The following is a 20,483-nucleotide window of genomic DNA, read 5'->3' as shown; positions in this document are numbered from 1 at the left end:
ATCACATCCGCCTTACGCCCGCGTCAGTTACGCTCCATCGATGCTCGATTCCGCCGCGCCCTCCCCCGGTTTCGCCACGCGCTGCAGCCGCGTGCTGCTGTCCCCGTGGTCCCGGCTGGGTCTGCTCGCCGCGCTGCTCGCCGCCGCCGCGGTGACCGTGCTGGTGTGCCGCCCGGAGCGGCTGCTCGCCGACGGCTGGCCGCCGCAGTTGTCCGGCGGCGCCGCGGTCGTACTGTTCGCGGTCGCGTACGGGCTGTGCACGGCGGCGTTCGTGCCGCGCCCGATCCTGAACCTCGCCGCGGGCGCGCTCTTCGGTGCGCAGTTCGGTACCGCCGCCGCGCTGGCCGGCACGGTTCTCGGTTCGGGCATCGCCTTCGGCCTGGGGCGGCTGCTGGGGCAGGACGCGCTGCGTCCGCTGCTGCGCGGGCGGTGGCTCCGGGCCGCGGACCGGCAGCTCAGCCGGCACGGCTTCCGCTCGATGATGGCGATCCGTCTCTTCCCGGGCGTGCCGTTCGCGGCCGCCAATTACTGCGCGGCCGTCTCCCGGATGGGCTGGCTCCCCTTCCTGCTGGCGACGGGCCTCGGGAGCGTGCCCAACACCGCGGCCTATGTGATCGCGGGCAGCCACGCGTCGACTCCCACGTCACCGGCGTTCATCGCCGCCATGGCCTTCATCGCGCTCACCGGGCTCGCGGCGGTCGTCGTGGCCTGGCGCAAGCGGGGCCGGATGCGCGAGTCCGGCGAGCACACCTCGTCCTGACCTTGGCCGGTTAGCGGGGGGCTCGCGGTCCGCCCGCGCGCTGGCGCGTGATGGCCGCAGAACGGTCCGGCTACTACGCCACCGCACGCTCTATCACACTATGAAGTCATCCGATTACTCTCGGCATTCGACGTCCGGTGACGGACCGGGCGCAGCGCATGAGGGGGTCGCATGACGGAGCAACCAGCGGACGACACAGGCGCGGACGCCCGTTCCGATCTGGATCCAGAGGTGGCGAACGCCGTCCGGACGGCCGCCGCGCCCACTACCGCCGAGGAAGCAGTGGAGGTCGAATCCGAGGGCGTCGTCCGCCACCGGCCGGGCCTTCTGGTGACCGAGGAACACGCGCCACAGGCCGGCGCGGGCCCGAGCTTCCGACTCACACCGTCCGAGAGCTGAGGGGGGAATCCGATGTCGCTGTCTTTCCGCAACAGCTACCGCACCCTCGTCTCGGTGGCATACATCAAACGCTTCCCGAACTGCCCGGAAGGCTGGCTGAAGCGCGGCTGGTGGAACATCCAGCCGGGCGCGACGGTGACCGTGGACGGCGCGAACGTATCGGCCGTCAACCGCTTCTGGTATTTCCACGCCGAGGCCACGGACGGCGCGGTGTGGGCGGGGCCGATCGTCACATGCGTCACGAACAACGCCTTCGAATGGTGTCTCAACCGGTGTGACCCACCCACCCGCAATGAAGGTTTCCGTGAGTTCGACGTCAATGGATTCACGAACTTCACGATCAACCTGACGCCCTGACGACCTACCGGAGGGGGAGAGAACCGTCCCCCTCCGAACGAGCCGAGGCCTTCGGACATTCAGGATTTCACGCCGTGGGCACCCGGTCGAGAAAACCGAGGACGCCACGGATCCGACCGTCCTCGGCCAGCGTGATCACATCGAACCCCGCGACGGGCGCGGACCCGTCGACGGTGGACACGAGCTCCCATGCGAACCGCGCGGTGTCGTGGTGCCCGTCGACCGTCCCGGTGTGCCGGAACTCGAAGCCGGGAAACTGTCCGTGGGCACCCGCGATGACCGCGGCGAGCTGCTCGTGCCCACTGACGTCGGCAAGCGGGTCGGTGTAGGACCCGTCCTCCGTCCACGCGGCGGCGACCGCCTCGGCGAGGGCGGCGGGGTCGGTGGCGTTCCAGGCCTCGAAGTAGCGGGCGACGGCGGTCTCGTACTGCGACATGGCGAGTTCTCCTCGTTCGGTGCTGAATAAGGGGGGTGGGGCACGGATTTCGGGCCGGAGGGCGCCGGCCCGAAATCCGCTGCCCTCAGCATGCCGAGGCGCCGGAAAACGCGCGATTACCTTGCAGGTAAGGGAAACAGCCCGGCCGGTGCGGCTACGGCTGCTTGCCCTCGGAGGTCTTCAGCGGGCGCTTGTAGTAGCGCCAGGGGAAGGAGCCGCTGCCGACCTGGATCCAGCCTTCGACCTCCATCCGCCGGTGCCGGCCACCGACCGCGAACGGCACGCGGCGGTACTCCCAGGGGCGGTCGGACGCCTCCACCACGTGGTACAGCGGTCCGTAGTCGACCAGTTCCCAGCGCCCCACGCCCGCTTCCGCGAGTGCCTGCATCTCGTCGAAGGCGGTCAGCGGGGTCAGCACCCGGCGCTCGCCGATCCCCTTGCCCGCCCCGGAGGGGGCGGAGTCGCCCTTGACGGAGAACCGCTGCTGGGCGGCTTGTCGGCTCACGCCCAGGATGCGGCCCACGGTGTCCCAGCTGTGGCCCGCCGCCCGAGCGCCCTGGACCGCCTCGCGCAGGAGCCGGCTGGACTCCTCGGCGCCGACCCGGGTGGCGGCGACCAGGCGCAGAAACCCGTCGGGGTCGTGCTCCAGTGATTCGGCCAGCCCGTCGGGCGCCCCGAGGACGGCCCCGGCGATCCCTTCCCGGATCCGGGCGGTCTCCTCGGCGCTGAGCGGTTCCGCGGCGCTCATCGGCGCTCGTCGGTGCGGAGCTCCGCATGGTCGGCCGACCGCAGCGGTTCGAGCGCGTCCAACGTCTCCTGGTCCCGCCGCATGCGCGCTTCCTCGGCTCCCGCCGCGTCGGCGACCGCCTGCATCCGCATCGCGCCGGCGAGCGTCCCCATGGCGGCGACCAGGAGGAGTTGGGCTCCGAGGAGGACGGCGAAGGGGCCGTTGCCGAGATCGTCGGCGGACGTCACCGCCACGCTGATGAGGCAGACGACAACGGTGAGGGTGCCGAGCACGGCGGGGATGAGGGCGGCGGCAGCAGGCTTGGAAGCGGACGCGGGCCGCGTCGAATTGATCATGGCGTCAATGTTTCCTTGACGCCACACCCTCTGTCAACTTTTTCTTGACACTCGATCGACGAGGCCCGCCTCCCGATTCAGCTACCCGGCAGCACGATGGCCGTCACGACCAACCCGGCACCGGCCGTCCAGCGGCCCGAGAAGCCGTCCATGCGGCGCCCGGCCACCACGGGGCCGGGCACCAGCAGACGGGCCGAGAAGGTGCGCGCGTCCGGGTCGACGTCGATCTCCGCCTCCGAGAAGTCCAACTCCCGGCCGGTCAGCGGGTACCACGTCTTGAACACGCTCTCCTTCATGCTGAACAGCAGCCGGTCCCAGTGCACCCCGGGGCCGGCGGCGGCGCGGGCGTGGATCCACCGGAGTTCGCTCGGCAGCGCGATGATGTCGAGAACGCCTTCCGGCAGCGGCCCGTCGGGCTCGGCGTCGATGCCGATCGAGGCCGCGTCGCCCGCTCTGGCCACGGCCGCCGCCCGGTAGCCGTCGCAGTGCGTCATGCTGCCGACCATCCCCTCGGGCCACTGCGGCGCGCCGCGCGGGGTGGGGATCAAGGGCACGGGTGCCAGTCCGAACCGGCCGAGCGCGCGCCGGGCACACGACCGTACGGCGGCGAACTCGCGCCGCCGCTTCGGTACCGCCCTGGCCACGACCGCCTCCTCCTCCGGGAAGAGGCCCCTCTCGTCGTCCGGCAGGTCGGCGAAGGTCTCCACACCGACCACGGCGGCGGGCAGTATCTCCTCGATCACCGCGCTCCCCCCACACCGACCGCGGTGCGCTGCGGCAGGATCTGCCGCAGCGGATCGCGCGGCGTGCGGGTGCGCCATTCGCGCGGATAGCCGATCGAGACCTCCTCGAACCGCACCCCGTCGCTCCACGTCACCCTCGGGATGTGGAGGTGTCCGTAGACGACGGTGGTGGCGCGGAACCGCACATGCCAGTCGGCCGTCAGCTCCGTGCCGCACCACTGGGCGAATTCGGGATAGCGCAGGATCCTGGTGGGCTCGCGGGTCAGCGGGAAGTGGTTGACGAGGACGGTGCGGTGCGTCGGATCCACGGCCGCGAGACGGCGCTCGGTCTCGGCCACCCGGGCCCGGCACCAGGCGTCCCGCCCCGGGTAGGGGTCGGGGTGCAGGAAGTGCTCGTCCGTGCAGACGATGCCCGAGTCGTAGGCGATGCGCAGCGACTCCTCTTTCGTGGTCGCGCCGGGGGCCCGGAACGTGTAGTCGTAGAGCACGAAGAGCGGGGCGACCGTCACCGGGCCGTCCTCGTCCTGCCACACCGGATAGGGGTCCTCGGGCGTGGAGACACCGAGGGATCGGCACAGCTCCACCAGGTGCAGATAGCGGCTCTCGCCCCGCAGGTCGACGGGGTCCTTGGGGTGGGTCCACAGCTCGTGATTGCCCGGCGCCCAGATCACTTTGGCGAAGCGGCCGCTGAGCAGCCGCAGCGCCCATTCGATGTCCGCGTACAGCTCGGCGACGTCTCCCGCCAGGATGAGCCAGTCGTCGTCCGACTGCGGGCGCAGCGATTCGATGATGGCGCGGTTTTCCTGGTACGCCACATGCAGATCACTGACGGCGAGCAATTTCCTCTGGGGCACAGTGGCATCCTTCTCGACGGAGCCCCCGCCCGACTGCCTCGCGGCCGGCCGTCGGCCGGGCTCACTGCCGGCCGATCCGGTCCCTCAACTGCGGTGTTGGCCCCGCTCGTTCATCCACAGACAATTTCCGGCACGTGTGGACCAGATACTGCCATATCGCCCCGATGATGTTGTGTGGCCTGTTGCCCATGTCACAGGCCGACGCGTCGGCCTGTGACCTCTACGGGCGGGCCCCCAAGTGGCCCTTCACGGGGCGCCACATGTGGCACTCACCACGGCACCGTCTCGTCCACCGAGCCGTCCATGCTGCCGCGGAAGCTTCCCGTCGGACCGTCAGCACCCATGAGGGCGAGGCGCACGGGCACTTCCGCGCCCTCCTCGGGGGTGCGGGTCCCCCGGCTGAAGGGGGAGTCGGCGTTGAGATCGGTGGCGACCAGCCCGGGGTTGGCCACGTTGACCCGGATGCCGGCCTCGCGCAAGGCGTTGGCATAGACGATGGTGATGGCGTTGAGCGCGGCCTTGGAGGAGCTGTAGGGCAGCAGGTTGCGGGTGGAGATCGGATGGTCCGGGTCGCTGAGCAGGCTGAGCGACCCGAGCGGGCTGGACATGTTCACCACACGGCCCGCGCCCGACTTGCGCAGCAGCGGGATACAGGCCTGCGTCACGGCGACGGTGCCGAAGACATTGACCTCGAAGGCCGTACGCATGTGTTCCCTGGTGACCTCCGGCACCGTGACCCCCCATTCGACGACCACCCCGGCGTTGTTGACGAGGACGTCGAGCCGTCCGGATTCCGTCTCGATCCGCTGGGCGGCAGCGTCGACCTGCTCCTGGTCGGTCACATCGAGCTGGAGGAATCGAACATCCAGTCCCTCTTCGGTGAGTTCACGCGCCGTCTCGCGACCGCGCCGTTCGTCACGGGCGCCGAGGTAGACGGTCATTCCCTCACCGGCCAGGCGTCGGGCGATGTGCTTGCCGATGCCCTTGTTGGCTCCGGTCACCAGCGCTACCTCGCCGTGGTGCTGTCCGTCGGTCATCGTGAAGCCTTCCGCAGTGGGTGGTCCCGGTCGGTTCTGGTGGTCAGCCTAGTAATTTCCGAGGCCCCCGCACACGTTCAGTGCCTGCGCCGTCACCGCGCCGGCCCGGTCGCTGATCAGGTACTCCACCATGGCCGCGACCTCGTCCGACTCCACGTAGCGGTGGATCGGCACCCGGGTCGTGATCCGGTCGAACGCCTCGTCGGTGGAGACGCCCCAGATCTCGGCGTAGTGCGCACGGACGCGCTCCGCCATGGGGGTCTCGACGAAGCCGGGGCACACCGCGTTCACCGTGATGCCCGTCGGCGCCAGCTCCAGCCCGAGCGCCTTGGTGAAGCCCACGACACCGTGCTTGGACGCCGAATAGGGAGCGGCGTGGACCACGCCCTGCTTTCCGCCCGTCGAGGCGATGTTGATGATGCGCCCCCAGTCCTTCTCCCGCAGCCCGCCGGTGGTGAGCACGGCCTTGGTCATCAGGAACACGCTGTTGAGATTGGTGTTGATGACGTCGAACCACAGCTCGTCGGGGATATCGGCGGTGGCGCCGCCCCCGCTGCGCCCGGCGTTGTTGACCAGGATGTCGACGGAGCCGAACCGGTCGACGGCCGCCTGGACGAACTGCCGCACCTGGTCGGGCGAGGAGACGTCACAGGGGCTTCCGTCCACGTCGAAGCCCCTGTTCTGGAGCGATTTGACGCTCTCGGCGAGGACGCCCTCCCCCCGCGCGCACACATAGACCCGAAGACCCTGCTGAGCCAGCCGCTCGGTGATGACCAGGCCCATTCCGCTGGTGGCACCGGTGACGATCGCGACCGGCCTGTCGGTTCGTGCCATTTCCGTTCCTCCCACTCACGCCGCAGCACAGGCAATGGGCGTCAGCGTGGCCGGGCCCACTCGAAGCTCGCTCGGACGAGCCTTGATCCGGCGTCGCTCCGCGCGCCCTCCGCCCTCCCCGGCCCGCACGTCCTCCGCCCGCGCCGGTCCGGCCGATCCTCGAGCCAACCGCGATCCGGCGCGGCCACGGTGACGGCAGTTGCTGCCGTCTCCCGGAGGATCCCCATGACAGCGATCGACACCCGCACCGACGTCACCTCGCTCTACGCCGAGGTCCAGCATTTCTACGCCCGGCAGATGCAGCTGATGGACCGTCGTGACTTCGAGGCGTTCGCGGCCACGTTCACCGAGGACGGCGAGTTCAGTCACTCACCGGGCCAGCTGGCCCGGACCCGACCGGGCATCGTGGCCGAGCTGGTGCGGTTCCACCGGCGGTTCGACGACGACCCCGTCGTCCGCAGGCACTGGTTCAACATGATCGTCCTCGATCCGCAGGAGGACGGATCGCTGCGCGCGACCTACTACGCCTATGTGATCAACACCAGGCCCGGCAGCGAGCCGCAGCCGGGCCCCGTCTGTGTGGTCACCGATGTGCTGGTGCGCACCGACGGCGTGCTGTCGAACCGCTCCCGGCACGTCAGGCAGGACCGGCTGCTGCTGGAGCCGTGAGCGTCCCTCCCGTCAGCTCCGCCCCGCCCGGTCCGCTCCGGGCGGGGCGCAGCGGGATCTACCCCTCGGTGCGGGCCGCGTACTTTGCCGCGTACGCCATGGTCGTCGCGCTGTTGCGGCCGAGCGCCTCGCGTACGAACTTCCGTGCGTCGGCCAGGTCCCGGCCCGCGCCGAGCACCGCCGCCACCGCGTCCGGGTCGATCACGACCGTGTGCCGGGACGTCAGGACCGCCCCCTCGCCCCCCTCGGGCCCCTCCGTGAAGGTCCACAGTCCGCTGTGGCCGAGGAGCAGCTTCGGCGGCACCAACTGCTTGTACGCGATCCACTCCGGCGCCCGGCACACCCGCACCGACCGGGTCGTGTGGCGCGCCCCGTCCGCCGTCACCGTGTCCATCTCCAGGTCCTGGACGCCCGGAGCGGGCTCGGCGAGGCGGACGCGGTCGACGTGCGGCAGCCGATCGGCCCACAGATCCGCCCGCGCCACGAAGGCATAGGCGTCGGCGGCGGCACCGGACAGCTCGACGGTGTCGGTGAACGTGAGGACCATGTCCTCGGGGGCGTGGCCGCATTCCGCTGTGCGGCCCAGCGCGGCCAGTTCCTCGGGGCTGTTGCGGTCCAGCGCCGCGTTGACCCGCGCCACCGTTTCGGGGCTGTCGTCGACGGCCGAGAAGGAGTGCCGCAGCACCACTTCGGTGTGGCCGCCGGGCAGCTCGCGGAAGAGCCACTCCCCTCCCATCGAGGCGATCGGCGGCTGGCTCACCTCTTGCCTGAAGGTCACCCGCAGCCGGTCCGGGTCCAGCGTCCGCCGGGACACCCAGCTGCTGACCTCTCCGTTCACGGTCGCCCACAGCTCGAAGCGCTCCGCGCGCTCGGAGCGCTCCAGATGGCGGACGTGGACGCTGGGGCCGAAGAGAGCCGGCCACACGGTCACGTCGGCCACCAGGCCGTAGAGCACCCGAGGCGGCGCTGCGACGACCCGGGTGTGCTCGGTGCGATGCTCATGGGTGGTTTCCATGGCCCCAAGCTGCTGCAACCGGCTCGAAGACCACTCGAGGTCGCGTAGGGGAACCAGGACCGCGACCGGCGACACGCACACACGGGTGCGGGCCCGGGGTGCACACCCGGGCCCGCCCGACGCGAGAGCCGCTGACAGGTGGTGAGCGTCAGTGAGCGGTGACCGACAGCGAGTGGCGGAAGACGTTCTTCGGGTCCCAGCGGGCCTTCGTCCGCTGCAGTCGGCGGTAGTTGTCGCCGAAGTAGAACGTGTGCCAGGGAACCCCGGACTTGTTGAACTTCGGGTTCGTGATGTCGAGGTCGGGCGCGTTGATGTTGCAGCCCTCGTAGCGGTCGCCGGGCACGGGGTAGCCGCCGGTCGACGCGAAGACCTGGCCGTAGATGTCACGCACCCAGCCGAGGTGCTTGGCGTCCTCGGCCGCCTCGACCCAGAAGTTCTCGAACATCGCCACGAGCGCCGACCGGCGCTGGGGCAGCGCGGTGTCCCCGGGGGCGAGCGCGTTCATCCTGCCGCCGGCCATCGCGCCGAGCTGGATCATCGCCGTGCCGGGGCTGGTGTTCGCGTAGTCCGGGCGCGTCATGTGCTGGTAGATGGCCGCGCACTGCTCCTTGGTGAACGACTGCCGCAGATACGCGTGCTTGACGGCGCCGCGCAGGGTCGCGTTGGTCATCACCGTGGGGTTGCTGGTGTCGATCGTCACGGTGGACGCCATCCAGGGCAGCCGCCGGAACGGGAACGGGGTGATGCCGGTGTTGGCCGTCACCGCGCCGAGGTAGTCCTCGAGCATCTTCTCCGCGTTCGGCGCGGAGGCGTCCACCTGGGTGAGCATGCCGATCCCACCGCTCGACACGTGCTGGACGAACAGCAGACCGCACAGCGCCGAGGTCGGCGAGGCGGGGTCGCTGTTCTCCACGTACCACTGACACTGGTTGCGCAGCAGGTTGGTGAACGTGGTCTCGTCCATCTGCTGCCAGGGCGCGAAGGCCGTGCTGATCAGTACCTCGCGCGGCGGCTGCGGGAGTTGCGCGGCCGGGCGGCTGCCCGTCGCCCCGCGGCTGCGGAACCAGAACTTCGTGATGACGCCGAAATTACCGCCGCCCCCTCCGGAACACGCCCACCAGAGGTCCTTGAGGTCGCCGGTGTCCTCCCGCGAGGCGATCACCGTGCGGACCTTGTTCGGACGGTCGGCGACCACGATCTCCACGGCCTCGATGAGATCGCAGACGTTGCCGAACTGCCGGGACAGCAGGCCGTGGCCGCCGCCGGTGGCATGGCCGCCGATACCGACCGCGGGGCAGACCCCGCCGGGCAGGGTCACGCCCCAGCCGCGGAAAAGCGTTTCGTAGATGTGCCCGAGCTGCGCACCGCTCTCGATGGCGAAGGCCTTGCGGCGCGGGTCGTAGGAGATGTCATTCATCATCGACAGGTCGACGATGACTTCGACGTCCTTGTTGTAGGTGAAGTCGGCGTACGAATGCCCACCACTGCGGATGGAGAGCCGCTTTCCGGTGCTGACCGCCGCCTGGACCGCCTGTGACACATGTTCGGATTTTCCGGCCATGCGTACGGACTCAGGCGCGGCGGACCATCGGCGATTGAATCCGGAAACAAGTTCCGGATAGCGACGGTCGTCCGGACCGATGGACACCGGACCGAATTCCGGCGCTTCCGCCGAAACGTCTTCTCGTTCGACCGGCATGGTGATAGATCCCCCCGTAGTTCACTTTCCCCTGTGATCGGGCACGGGCGGCGCACGGCGCCCCGAACCCCGTGTCGCGTGCGAACGGCACGCATCCTTCCATACGCCCAGAGGCTTTCCAAGCAGTCGCGACGAATGGTTCACCGCGTTCCACTTCCCGCGATCCGGGTCGTTCTCGAGCGTTATTCGATCCCGTCCGTGAACGATGACCGGGCGGCCAAGCGGCGGCATGGAGAGGAGACAAGTCATGCGAAACATCGAACGGACGTTGTTCGCTGACGGGAAGGCAAGCGGAGTGACCCGTTTCGTCGACCTCAGTGTGGCCACCCGCGACACCGACAGTGAAGCCACGCCGGTGACGGTGGAGGTGCTCGGCCACGAGGAGGCGGCGACCGTCCTCGGACTCGCGCCGGAAGACTTCCCGGACGGGATGGCCATTTCCAATGAAACCGTCACGCTCACCACGCACACCGGCACCCATATGGACGCCCCCTTGCACTACGGCCCGCTCAGCGGCGGGCTTCCGGCGAAAAGCATCGACCAGGTGCCGCTCGACTGGTGCTTCGGCCCCGGCGTCCGCCTCGACCTGCGGGAGGTGCCCGCCGGCAAGGGCATCACGGTCGACCATCTCCGCGGCGCACTGGCGGAAGCACGGCACGAGCTGCGCGCCGGCGACATCGTTCTGCTGTGGACCGGAGCCGACGCGCTCTGGGGATCGGCGAAGTACCTCACCGAATACCCCGGTCTGACCGGTGAGGGCACGGCTTTCCTGGTGGAGCACGGAGTGCGGGTCATCGGAATCGACGCATGGGGCCTGGACCGGCCGATGCGGTCGATGATCGAGGACTACCGCCGCACCGGCGACCGGGGGTACCTGTGGCCCGCGCACCTCTACGGCCGCACCCGGGAATACCTCCAGCTCGAGAAGCTCGCCCAGCTGGCAGAGCTCCCCTCGGCGACGGGATTCACCGTGGCCTGCTTCCCCGTGTCGGTGGCCGGGGCGGGCGCCGGGTGGACGCGGGTCGTCGGCCTCGTCGGCTGACATGGACGGACCACGGCACGAGAGGGATGAAGGGCAGGGGCAAAAGGTGAGTGCATGGGAAGACGACAGCGCGTCGAGCACATCGGCCGCGTTGAACCTCGTCCGGGACAACGTCCTGGAGCTGCTCAAGGGATTCGACAGCCCGCCGAAGCGGTTACGGGTCCAGGCCGGCGGGGTGACGCTGGAGGCCGAGTGGCCACAGGGCCCGCCGGCCGTGAACGGCGCCGTTCCCCAGCCGGTCGCGGCGCCCGCCGGGCCGGCGGAGGCCACCGCACCGGCGCGGAGCGACGACGGCCCGCACGAGGTGCGCGCACCCTCGGTGGGGACCTTCTACAGCGCCCCGAAGCCGGGGGCCGAGCCGTTCGTGAAGGCGGGCGACATGGTCGTGAAGGGCGCGCAGATCGCCATCGTCGAAGTGATGAAGCTGATGATCCCGGTCGAGGCGGACGTGACCGGGAAGGTGGCCCGGACGCTCAAGTCGGACGGCGATCCGGTCGAGTACGACGAGCCGCTGTTCCATATCGTCCCGCAGGGGACCTAGCGCGAACGGGCCGGGGAACGCGCGGTGCCGGGCCCGACCGATTCCGGTCGGGCCCGGCACCCGTCGAACCGGTCCGATCCGGTCCGACCCGGCTCACGCCGGACGGCTGTCAGCTCCGGCCGTGGACGACACTGCCCCTGGACAGCAGCTCATGTTGCAGCAGCTGCAGTTCAGGGGCAGGTTCGACGCCCAGCTCCGCGTCGAGGATGCGCCAGAGGTTCCGGTAGGCCTGAAGGGCCTCGGCCCGCCGCCCGCACTTGTCGAGCGCCTTGATCAGTTGTGCGTGCAGGCTTTCGTTGAGCGGGTTTTCGGCTACCAGCAGCCGCAGCTGCGGGATGATCTCCTGGTGCCGGCCGAGGCGCTGACTGGCCTCGATATGGAGATGAGTGGCGGCGAACCGGAGTTCGTTGATGTAGGTGAGGTGCGCCTCGAGGACGCTTCCGATCATCATGCCGACGAGGACGGGACCCCTCCAGAGCGCCCGCGCCTCGTCGAGACAGCCCATCGCCTCCTCCGGCCGGTCGCCGTCCAGCAACCGCCTCGCCCGCTGGACGAGTCGCTCGAAGACCGCGACGTCGATCGCGTCGTCGGGCACCTGGATGACGTACCCGGCAGGCCTGGTGACGAGCACGTGCTCCCCGCCGGGCATGCCCGCGAAGATCTTCCGTGCGTGGTAGATGTACGTCTGGAGAGTGGTGAGCGCGCTGCGTGGCGCGTTCTCTCCCCATAGTTCCTCGATCAAAGTGTCCACACTGACCGTTTCGCCGTTCTGAACCAGCAGCAGGCCGATGAGCTGACTGACCTTCGACCGGCTCAGGAAGAACGAACGGTCCTCGGTGACCACGATCTCGAATTGTCCGAGCAGCTTGAATTTCACCGTACTCCCCCGTAGTTGATCAGCGAACTCCGGCAAGAGAGTGATCCAGCATCGTTCGAAATTCATACATTTCGAAAGTGGATCAACGACGTTGTCGGATCCGCCAAGCGCTACAACCCCCGTCGCCGAGACCCATTCACCCCCAAGTGGGTACGGCGATGCGCTTTTGGTGCCACTCGCAAGATATCCGACGCGAACCCGCCCCGCCACATGTTTATCTGTGCGCCGCATCACACTGATCGAATTGCTGGGGATCGGCGAATCCCGCTGCTCCAATTGATGGTTGAGGAACTGCCCGAAAAATTTGCCCAAGCATTAAGGTCAGATTTTCGTATTCACACCACTCGACGGGGTGGTTTCGATCCGCGCGGGCTGATGTTGCCTCAGAGGTGATCTTGGCAGGGGCTGGCGGGGGGTGCCACCCCTCCCTTCGGGCAGGTACGACAGCCCGAAAGGTCAGTACACCTGCACCGGAATGATTGTCAGTCTGGGCCCCGGGACCTTTACTTGAGATCACAAAGGGGATGCACATGTCCGATCGTTCGGTGTCCGTCGTCATCGCGTACCACAGCGGCTACGGACATACGACCAGGATGGCCGAGGCGACGCGCGACGGCGCGGCGTCGGTCAAGGGTGCCGTCGTCCAGATGATCTCCGTCGAAGCGCTCACGGACGAGCAGTGGGCCGCGCTGGACTCAGCAGACGCGATCATCTTCGGTTCACCCACCTATATGGGCTCGGCCAGCCCGGCGTTCCACACCTTCGCGCACGACTCCAGCGGTCGGTGGTACGCACAGACGTGGAAGGACAAGGTCGCCGCGGGCTTCACCACATCGGGGTCGATGAGCGGCGACAAGGTCAACACGCTTCAGTACTTCACCGTCCTGGCGGCGCAGCACGGGATGCACTGGGTGAACCTCGACCTGCTGCCCGGTACCTCCGAGGACGAACTCAACCGACTCGGAGGCTGGTTGGGCGCGATGGGGCAGTGCGCCGGGGACGAAGGGCCGGAGTCCATGAAGAAGTCCGACCTGCTCACCGCGGCCCACCTCGGGCAGCGCGTCGCCCAGCACGCGCAACTGCTCCAGCTGGCCAGATCGGCGGCGTGACACGCCTACGGGGCACGCGGAAGCCCCCGAGCACGGGGGGCTCGGGGGCTTCCCTCTCCCACGGCAGCACGAACCACATGGGACCGGCCGCCAGGCCGGTCCCGTCAGGCGGCCAGGCCGTGGCACAGCGCTTCGACCTGGTCGGTCACCATGCGCTGTGAGACAGCCGCGTGGGCGAGGCCGATGGACGCGTGGAACGCTCCTTGGTAGTGCCTCAGTTCGGTCTTCACCCCCGCTTGGATCAGCCGGTGGGCGAAGGTGATGCCCTCGTCCCGGAGCGGGTCGAACTCGCACACTCCCACGAAGGCCGGCGGCAGCCCGGACAAGTCCTCGGCACGAGCGGGTGCGGCGTAGTGCGTGGCTTTGCCACCGCCGAGGTAGTGCTGCCAGCTCACCGCCAGATTGGCCCGGTCGAGCATGGGTGTGTCCACGAAGTTCCGGGCGGAGAGGGTGTCGAGCCGATCGTCCAGCTGGGGGAAGAGCAGGTACAGACAGCGCAGCGGCGGTCCCTTCCGGTCCCGGGCGAGCAGGGCGAGACCCGTGGCCAGCCCGCCGCCGGCGCTGAAGCCGCCCACGCCGATCCGGTCGGGGTCGATCCGCAACTGCCCGGCGTGGGCGACGGTCCATTCCAGGGCCGCGTAGCAGTCCTGGAGCCCGGCGGGGAAGGGGTGTTCCGGCGCAAGGCGGTAGTCCGGTGAGACCACCACCGCGCCCACCAGGTCCGCGATGCGGGTGGCGGCGGTCAGCGACGTGTCCAGGTCGCCCGTGACGAAGCCGCCCCAGTGCGGGAAGACCAGGGCCGGCAGCGGACCGGGCCGGTCCATGGGCCGGTAGAGCCGTACGGTCGTCTCCGGGCCGTCGGGCACGGGGATGCGCCGGTCCTCCACCAAGACCCGCGATATCGGCTCGTAGGCGGGCTGGCGGGCCATGACCTCCCGCATCGTGGCCCGCGCGGTCCTGGGCTCGGTGTAGTCGAGCGGTCTCATCCGGGGGACGAAGGGTTTCAGCTCGGGGTCGAAGTCATAGCTCACGGTCGCCCTCCGGAAAACCGTCGCCAGTTCAGGACGCGCTGCTCCTGTCGTCCGTCCGCGGTGCGCGCCGTACCGGAGAGAATGAGCAGATCACCCCTGAGGGTGAGTCCACGGACCTGCCGGGTGCCGACCATATGGCGGTGTGAGCTGACGGCGACCTCGTGGACGATCTGCCGCTCGGACAGCTGCCAGGTACCGGCGTATCCCATGAAGCGGGTGACCGGGCCGCCGCCCGGGGACGCCTCGTGACCGGCGCGCATCATGCTCACCGTCATATGGCGGTCGGCGCTGTAGATCAGCACTCCCTCGGGGTCGGGGCCCAGCGGGCCTTCGCTGACCCCGCCGTCCTCGTCGACGCCGACATAGGACTCGAGCTGCCACGCTCCTATCAGGTCGGCCGGAGAGACCGCGTCGCTCGCCGTGTTCGTCATGCGGACCCGACGGGCTTGCTCGACACCGTGAACCGGCGCATCCGGAAGCCCGCGCCCTGGCCGAACAGGCGGTTGGACGCGAGGCTCGCGTCGTCGAGGAATCGCTGCGGGGTGGGCTCGCCCGTCGTCGGGTCGTAGTAGTACTTCGGCGTGGTGGTCAGCCGTACGAGACCGGAGCCGGCCCGGCCGGGCAGCCCTCCGTCGAGGAAGTTGAACAGGCCCATCCCGCAGGCCAGCTGGCGCGGCGCCACCTGCTCCTCGACACCGCCGTGGTCGACCACCAGGTGGTCGCGCGACGTCAGCCGATAGCCGATCCGGTCGAGGCGGAAGACCTCCCGACCGTCCAGGAACCAGGTGACGACGCCGCGGGAGCCGTCGTAGGAGATCTTGAGGTGGTGCTCGTCGTAGGGGGTGCGGCGGGCGACCGGGACGGTGTGGAGGAAGGAGGCGTAGTCGCCCAGCTGGGCACGGGCGTTCGGCAGCCGTTCGTAGTAGACGTAGACGGCCTCGTTGGTGAGGGAGAACTCGAAGGCGACGTCGGACTCGGGGTCCTGGAGAGCCAGACAGGCCGAGGCCAGCCTGGGGTCGGCGCCCGGGTCGGGCACGCCCGCTCCGAAGGGATGGGCCGCTACGCCGTACGCCGTGCCCGACATCCGGGCCTCGCAGGACAGTTCGTGCCCCGGGCCGGTGTCGAAGCCGAGGACTCCGCCGGACGACTGCTTGTTCGCGTAGACCAGCCACTTGACGTGGTCGAGGGTGCCCGGCAGCCCGCTGGGGTCGCTCTGCCCCAGGGACATGGTGAACGCGGGCTCGCCGGTCTTCGGGTTCGTCCCGGCGGCGACGACCCGCAGCCCCTGCCGGGACGTGCTGGCCACGCCGTCGTGGCCCACCTCGGTGCCGAACGGCAGGAACGCGTAGCGCGCGTCGGGCCCCTCGGTGCTGAAGCCGTCCGAGAAGTCGTCGTCCCAGACGATGTGATTGCCGGTCATATATTGCCCCTTCCTGGAAATGCGAACCTGTTGTTCGAACCGATTTTCAGAGTTTTCCCGACAGCAGGTCGTCGACCAGCGAGGTGGAATGCTCCGCTGTCCGGAACCGCGGATGGGAGAGCACCTCGGCGAGAAACGTCCGAGTCGTCTTGATACCCGGTCCGGACACCTCGAATTCATCGAGCGCGCGGAGCATCCGGGCGATTGCCTCCTCGCGCCGGGGCGCCCAGACGACGAGTTTGGCCAGCAGCGAGTCGTAGTGGGGCGGGATCACATCACCCTGCCGGACATGGGTGTCGACCCGCACGAACGGCCCGCCCGGCACCACGAGGCGCTCGACGGGCCCCGGGGCGGGCACGAAGCCCGCGGCCGGGTCCTCGGCGTTGATACGGCATTCGATGGCCACACCGCGAAGCCCGATGTCCGCCTGGGACAGTTCGAGTTCGTTCCCGGCGGCGACCTTCAGCTGTTGCTGTACGAGGTCGACACCGGTGACCATTTCCGTGACGGGGTGTTCGACCTGGATCCGGCAGTTCACCTCCATGAAGTAAAAACTGCCGTCCGGTGCGAGAAGGAATTCGAAGGTGCCCACGCCGGTATAGCCGACGGCGAGCGCACCCTCGACGGCCGAGCGGCCCATCCGCTCCGCCAGCCCCTCCGGCAGGGCGGGAGCCGGGGTCTCCTCGACGAGTTTCTGGTGGCGCCGCTGAACGGTGCAGTCCCGCTCACCGAGATGGACGGCATTGCCGTGGCCGTCGCAGAGCACCTGGACTTCCACGTGCCGCGCCTTCGGCAGGTACTTCTCCACATAGACCCGCCCGTCGCCGAACAGCATCTGGGCCGTGGACTGCGTTCGGCGGTACTCGTCGGCGAAGCGGTCCGCGTCGTCCACCACGGTCATGCCGCGGCCGCCGCCGCCTGCCGCCGCCTTGACGATGACAGGGAAGCCGATCCGCCGGGCGAGATCCTCCGCGGCGTGCGGATCGAGGGCTTCCACGCTGCCCGGCAGCAAGGGCAGGCCCGCCCCTCGCATCAGGGCGCGGGCCGAGGTCTTGTCCCCGAGCCGGGCCATGACCGACGCCGGCGGGCCGATCAGGGTGATGCCCTGGGCCAGGCACGCGTCGGCGAAGTCCGGGGACTCCGAAAGAAAGCCGTAACCGGGGTGGATCGCGTCCGCGCCGCTCTGCGCTGCCGCCTCCAGCACGGCCGCCGCGTTCAGATAGCTCTTCGCCGGGGCCGCCGGGCCGATGCGGATCGCCTCGTCGGCGAGACGGACGACGGCCGAGTCCCGGTCGGGGGTGGAGTAGACGGCGACCGAACGGACGTCGAGCTCCCGGCAGGCACGGGCCACCCGCACCGCGATCTCGCCCCGGTTGGCGATCAGTACCTTCTTGAACATCGCACGTTCCATGTCAGGCGAGCCTGCCGTCGTTGATCTGGAGCAGCTCCGCCTCGACCGTGATCGCCGAGCCGAACTGCCGGAACCGGGCCCGCCTGCCCACGCGCAGCGCGGCTTCCCCGAGCCCGGCCAGCTCGTGCAGCTCACTGCTCAGGGCGGCGCGCAGCCGCTCGGCCGCCGCCCACGGCGCGGCGCCCGTGCCCCCGTCCGGCTCGGGCAGCACGGCGTCCACCACGCCGAGGCGAAGGAGCTCCCGGGCGTTCAGCCGGAGGGCCCGCGCCGCGGTGGGCGCGGCCGAGGGGTCCTTCCAGACGATCGCGGCGCACCCCTCGGGGCTGATCACCGAATAGATGCTGTCGGAGTACATGAGCACCCGGTTGGCCACGGCCAGCGCCAGAGCGCCGCCGCTGCCACCCTCGCCGATGATCACGCTCACGACCGGCACGGACAGGGTGGCCATCAGCCGGAGGTTCTCCGCGATGGCCACCGACTGGCCCTGTTCCTCCGCGTCGGCGCCCGGGTGGGCGCCGGGGGTGTCGACGAGGGTGACGACGGGCAGCCCGAGCTTGTCGGCGAGGCGCATCAGCCGGGCGGCCTTGCGGTATCCGGCCGGCGAGGCCATGCCGTAATTGCGCCGGGCGAGCTCGGCGGCGGTGTGCCCCTTCTGGTGGGCGAGGACCATCACCGGTATGGCGTCGATCCAGGCGGTGCCGCCGATGAGGGCCGGGCATTCGCCGGACGCCCGGTCGCCGTGGAGTTCCTGGAAATCGTCGAAGGCGAGCCCGAGGTAGTCGAGCGCGGTGGGACGGTCGAGGGCCCGGGCCTTGCCCACCTGGTCCCAGGGATCGGCTTCCGGCAGCCTGTTCGGGTCGGTGACCACCGGTGCGGACGGCCGCGCGGTGCTGGCGTACCGCCCGCAGACCTTGGCCCCGCCGATCCGCAGCAGCTTGCCCAGCTCGGCACGGAGCGAGGACCGCTCCACGATCATGTCGACGAATCCGCGCTCGAGGAGGAACTCCGCGGTCTGGAAGTCCTCCGGCAGCCGCTGACGAATGGTCTGCTCGATCACGCGCCGCCCGGCGAAGCCGAGGCGGGCGCGTGGCTCGGCGATGATGACGTCGCCCAGGGTGGCGAAGGAGGCCGCGACACCGCCGAAGGTGGGGTCCGTGATCACGGAGACCGACAGGATGCCGGCCTTGTCCAGCTCGCCGAGTGCCGCGCTGGTCTTGGCCATCTGCATCAGGGACAGCACGCCCTCCTGCATCCGGGCGCCGCCCGAGGCGGTCACCATGATCAGGGGGACGCGCTCCTCCTGCGCGGTCTCGATCGCGAGCGTGATCAGCTCGCCGACCGCGGTGCCCAGGCTGCCGCCGAGGAACCGGAAGTCCATCACGGCGACGATCGCGGGATTGCCCTCGATGGTCGTCCTGACGCAGAGCACCGCCTCCCGCATCCCGGTGCGCTCCTGGGCGCGGGAGAGCCGGTCGGTGTAGGCGACCGTGTCCACGAAGTCGAGCGGATCGGAATTGCTCACGGTGAAGGGCAGCGGTTCGAAGCGGCCGTCGTCGGCGAGCTGGGCCAGGCGTTGGCGGGCGGTCACCGGGAGGTGCAGGCCGCACTCCGGGCAGACGTGGAGGTTGCGTATCAGCCGCTTGCCGTAGACCGGCACCCGGCAGCCGTGGCACAGCACCCACTCGACCTCGGCGGCCTCTTCGATCGTCTCAGTCATCCTTGGTCTCCTGATAACCGTCTGGTGCACGGGGGTGTCGGGGTGCGGGACCCGGTCAGATCTCGATCACTTGATGGGCGTAGGCGGTCGCGGCGGACTCGACCTGCAGCCCCTGGTGCCCGGCGATCGAGTTGGCGTCGCGCCAGAAGCGCTGGACGGGGTTGCTCGTGGCCTGGCCGGTGGTGCCCACGCTGCGGAACAGCCGGTTGACGACGCCGACCAGGATGTCGGTGGCCATCGCGCAGTCCCGCCAGCTCCGCATGGTGTCCAGGGGCGTGATGCCGGGGCCGGAGTCCGCCGTCGCCGCCGCGCGCTCGAGGAGCATTTCGGCGGCGTCGATCTCGGTGGCGCTGCGGGTCAGGATCACGTCGTAGGACGTGCGGTGGAAGGTCGGCATCCCGGCCAGGGCGGGCTTGGGCTGCTGCGCGGCGGCCCGGATCTTCGGGGTGACGTAGCCGGCCCAAGCCTTGAGGGCCCCCTTGGCGGCGCCCAGCGCGGGCGTCGCGAACATCATCGTGGTGGCCTGCATCGGTATCGCGTGGCACGGCGCGTCCGAGGCCGGCGCCCGGCCGGTGAACAGGTCGTCCCGGCTGACCGTGCGGGCCGCGGGGACCACGACGTCCTCGACGATCACCGTGTTGCTGCCGGTGGCGGCCATGCCCACGTTCTCCCAGGTGTCGACGGTCCGCCAGGCCGTGCGCGGCACGGCGAACATCCTGGGCTCCGGCCGGCCGTCCCGGTCGGTCATCGCGGCCAGCAGGGCCCAGTCCGCGTAGTCGATCGCGCTGACGAACGGCCAGGTCCCGGTGAGGCGGTAGCCGCCGGGGACGGGCTCGGCCCTGCCGATCGGTGTCAGGGCCGCCACCAGGAAGGCGTCCGGGCCGTCGGCCCAGACCTCCCGGTGTCCCTCGGCGGGCAGGTGCGCGGCCATCCGGGACACGTGTGCGGCCAGGGACGCGCACCAGGCGGTGGCGGTGCACCCCTCCCCGACGGCGCTCACCGCGCGGTTCAGCTCCAGGAAGGTGCCGACGCTCCCCCCGCGGTCGGCCGGCACGAAGTGACGGGGGAAGCCCGCGGCGACGACGGACTTGACCACATCGGGATCGAGCCGACGGTTGGCCTCCGCGGCGGCCGCGCTCCGGGCCGCGGCCTCCGCGACCTCGCGCGCCGCCGACGACAGCGTGGTTGACGTCAGGTCCATCCTGATTCGCTCCTCGGCTCGGGTGAATCGGCTCGTGGAACCCGGCCACCGCTGGACGGGCCGACCACTACCGCCAAAGCTCGTCGCCCCGGTTCGGAGATCGCTCGATCCTCGCTTGAGCCCGCGCACAACTCCCCCGCCGCTCCCCCGGTTTCCCGACGGGCGCACGGTGATCGACGAGGCCGTACGACCGCGGTTCGAGCGACGCTCGAGTAACCCCACGGACGCTGACGATCGTCTTCGTTGCG

23 protein-coding genes are annotated in these 20,483 nt (G+C 69.8%); 7 read left to right on the top strand and 16 right to left on the bottom strand.

Going from position 1 to position 20,483, the window contains the following annotated elements; translation table 11 throughout:
• Positions 1-40: 40 nt before the first annotated feature.
• From FHS38_RS24465 to FHS38_RS24455, 3 genes are all read left to right on the top strand, one after another.
• A complete protein-coding gene (locus FHS38_RS24465; protein WP_184736843.1) occupies positions 41-760 on the top strand; it encodes a TVP38/TMEM64 family protein in 720 nt (239 codons plus the stop codon).
• Positions 761-931: 171 nt separating this feature from the next.
• On the top strand, positions 932-1,159 hold the full coding sequence (locus tag FHS38_RS24460; RefSeq protein WP_184736841.1) for a hypothetical protein: 228 nt from the start codon (positions 932-934) through the stop codon (positions 1,157-1,159).
• 12 nt (positions 1,160-1,171) lie between these two features.
• Positions 1,172-1,516: a DUF1036 domain-containing protein gene (locus FHS38_RS24455; protein ID WP_184736839.1), complete on the top strand. Its 345-nt coding sequence runs from the start codon at positions 1,172-1,174 to the stop codon at positions 1,514-1,516.
• Positions 1,517-1,583: 67 nt separating this feature from the next.
• Here FHS38_RS24455 and FHS38_RS24450 read toward each other — a convergent pair whose 3' ends face one another.
• From FHS38_RS24450 to FHS38_RS24420, 7 genes are all read right to left on the bottom strand, one after another.
• Positions 1,584-1,952 carry a nuclear transport factor 2 family protein gene (locus FHS38_RS24450; protein WP_184736837.1) on the bottom strand — a complete coding sequence of 123 codons (369 nt, stop codon included), beginning with the start codon at positions 1,950-1,952 and terminating at the stop codon, positions 1,584-1,586.
• 154 nt (positions 1,953-2,106) lie between these two features.
• Complete coding sequence (locus FHS38_RS24445) at positions 2,107-2,700, bottom strand: hypothetical protein (RefSeq protein WP_184736835.1); 594 nt, start codon at positions 2,698-2,700, stop codon at positions 2,107-2,109.
• The gene (locus FHS38_RS24440) at positions 2,697-3,035 is read right to left on the bottom strand and encodes a hypothetical protein (RefSeq protein ID WP_184736833.1); all 339 of its coding nucleotides are present in this window, start codon (positions 3,033-3,035) and stop codon (positions 2,697-2,699) included. Before FHS38_RS24440 ends, FHS38_RS24445 begins: the two co-directional genes overlap by 4 nt.
• A 77-nt stretch (positions 3,036-3,112) precedes the next feature.
• On the bottom strand, positions 3,113-3,778 hold the full coding sequence (locus FHS38_RS24435) for a 4'-phosphopantetheinyl transferase family protein (RefSeq protein WP_184736831.1): 666 nt from the start codon (positions 3,776-3,778) through the stop codon (positions 3,113-3,115).
• Entirely contained in the window at positions 3,775-4,632 is an 858-nt protein-coding gene (locus FHS38_RS24430; RefSeq protein ID WP_184736829.1) for a metallophosphoesterase family protein, read from the bottom strand. The genes FHS38_RS24435 and FHS38_RS24430 overlap by 4 nt, the downstream gene beginning before the upstream one ends.
• A gap of 269 nt (positions 4,633-4,901) precedes the next feature.
• A complete protein-coding gene (locus FHS38_RS24425) occupies positions 4,902-5,669 on the bottom strand; it encodes an SDR family oxidoreductase (RefSeq protein WP_184736827.1) in 768 nt (255 codons plus the stop codon).
• A 48-nt stretch (positions 5,670-5,717) separates the two neighbouring features.
• Positions 5,718-6,503 (bottom strand): SDR family NAD(P)-dependent oxidoreductase, encoded by a 786-nt coding sequence (locus tag FHS38_RS24420; protein ID WP_184736825.1) that lies wholly within the window; start codon positions 6,501-6,503, stop codon positions 5,718-5,720.
• Between the two features lie 225 nt (positions 6,504-6,728).
• Between FHS38_RS24420 and FHS38_RS24415 the strand changes: the two genes are divergently transcribed.
• Positions 6,729-7,172 carry a nuclear transport factor 2 family protein gene (locus tag FHS38_RS24415; protein ID WP_184736823.1) on the top strand — a complete coding sequence of 148 codons (444 nt, stop codon included), beginning with the start codon at positions 6,729-6,731 and terminating at the stop codon, positions 7,170-7,172.
• Between the two features lie 58 nt (positions 7,173-7,230).
• Here FHS38_RS24415 and FHS38_RS24410 read toward each other — a convergent pair whose 3' ends face one another.
• Complete coding sequence (locus tag FHS38_RS24410) at positions 7,231-8,187, bottom strand: aromatase/cyclase (protein WP_184736821.1); 957 nt, start codon at positions 8,185-8,187, stop codon at positions 7,231-7,233.
• A 148-nt stretch (positions 8,188-8,335) separates the two neighbouring features.
• The gene (locus tag FHS38_RS24405; RefSeq protein ID WP_221495324.1) at positions 8,336-9,886 is read right to left on the bottom strand and encodes an FAD-binding oxidoreductase; all 1,551 of its coding nucleotides are present in this window, start codon (positions 9,884-9,886) and stop codon (positions 8,336-8,338) included.
• 247 nt (positions 9,887-10,133) lie between these two features.
• On the opposite strand from FHS38_RS24405, the gene FHS38_RS24400 reads away from it, so the two are divergent.
• Positions 10,134-10,928, top strand: a complete 795-nt coding sequence (locus FHS38_RS24400) for a cyclase family protein (protein ID WP_221495323.1) — start codon at positions 10,134-10,136, stop codon at positions 10,926-10,928.
• Positions 10,929-10,974: 46 nt separating this feature from the next.
• Entirely contained in the window at positions 10,975-11,469 is a 495-nt protein-coding gene (locus FHS38_RS24395) for an acetyl-CoA carboxylase biotin carboxyl carrier protein (RefSeq protein ID WP_221495322.1), read from the top strand.
• A gap of 109 nt (positions 11,470-11,578) precedes the next feature.
• Here the strand turns inward: FHS38_RS24395 and FHS38_RS24390 are convergent, their stop codons facing one another.
• Positions 11,579-12,346, bottom strand: a complete 768-nt coding sequence (locus FHS38_RS24390) for an AfsR/SARP family transcriptional regulator (protein WP_184736817.1) — start codon at positions 12,344-12,346, stop codon at positions 11,579-11,581.
• A 530-nt stretch (positions 12,347-12,876) separates the two neighbouring features.
• Between FHS38_RS24390 and FHS38_RS24385 the strand changes: the two genes are divergently transcribed.
• Positions 12,877-13,455 carry a flavodoxin family protein gene (locus tag FHS38_RS24385; protein ID WP_184736815.1) on the top strand — a complete coding sequence of 193 codons (579 nt, stop codon included), beginning with the start codon at positions 12,877-12,879 and terminating at the stop codon, positions 13,453-13,455.
• Positions 13,456-13,559: 104 nt separating this feature from the next.
• Here the strand turns inward: FHS38_RS24385 and FHS38_RS24380 are convergent, their stop codons facing one another.
• From FHS38_RS24380 to FHS38_RS24355, 6 genes are read right to left on the bottom strand one after another with little or no spacing between them, the layout of a single operon-like run.
• The gene (locus tag FHS38_RS24380) at positions 13,560-14,486 is read right to left on the bottom strand and encodes an alpha/beta hydrolase (protein ID WP_184736812.1); all 927 of its coding nucleotides are present in this window, start codon (positions 14,484-14,486) and stop codon (positions 13,560-13,562) included.
• Entirely contained in the window at positions 14,483-14,917 is a 435-nt protein-coding gene (locus FHS38_RS24375; RefSeq protein ID WP_184736810.1) for a lipocalin-like domain-containing protein, read from the bottom strand. The genes FHS38_RS24380 and FHS38_RS24375 overlap by 4 nt, the downstream gene beginning before the upstream one ends.
• On the bottom strand, positions 14,914-15,906 hold the full coding sequence (locus FHS38_RS24370) for a DUF6081 family protein (RefSeq protein ID WP_184736808.1): 993 nt from the start codon (positions 15,904-15,906) through the stop codon (positions 14,914-14,916). The genes FHS38_RS24375 and FHS38_RS24370 overlap by 4 nt, the downstream gene beginning before the upstream one ends.
• Before the next feature lie 46 nt (positions 15,907-15,952).
• Positions 15,953-17,305 (bottom strand): acetyl-CoA carboxylase biotin carboxylase subunit, encoded by a 1,353-nt coding sequence (locus FHS38_RS24365; RefSeq protein WP_184736806.1) that lies wholly within the window; start codon positions 17,303-17,305, stop codon positions 15,953-15,955.
• 13 nt (positions 17,306-17,318) lie between these two features.
• On the bottom strand, positions 17,319-19,034 hold the full coding sequence (gene accD / locus FHS38_RS24360) for an acetyl-CoA carboxylase, carboxyltransferase subunit beta (RefSeq protein ID WP_184736804.1): 1,716 nt from the start codon (positions 19,032-19,034) through the stop codon (positions 17,319-17,321).
• Between the two features lie 55 nt (positions 19,035-19,089).
• Positions 19,090-20,235, bottom strand: coding sequence for an acyl-CoA dehydrogenase family protein (locus tag FHS38_RS24355; RefSeq protein WP_184736802.1), 1,146 nt, complete (start codon positions 20,233-20,235; stop codon positions 19,090-19,092).
• Positions 20,236-20,483: the final 248 nt, after the last annotated feature.

The organism is Streptomyces netropsis, assembly GCF_014203545.1.
Taxonomy (GTDB): domain Bacteria; phylum Actinomycetota; class Actinomycetes; order Streptomycetales; family Streptomycetaceae; genus Streptomyces; species Streptomyces netropsis.
Note: the sequence above shows the minus strand (reverse complement) of the source record. Positions and strands in the feature narration are given on the sequence as shown.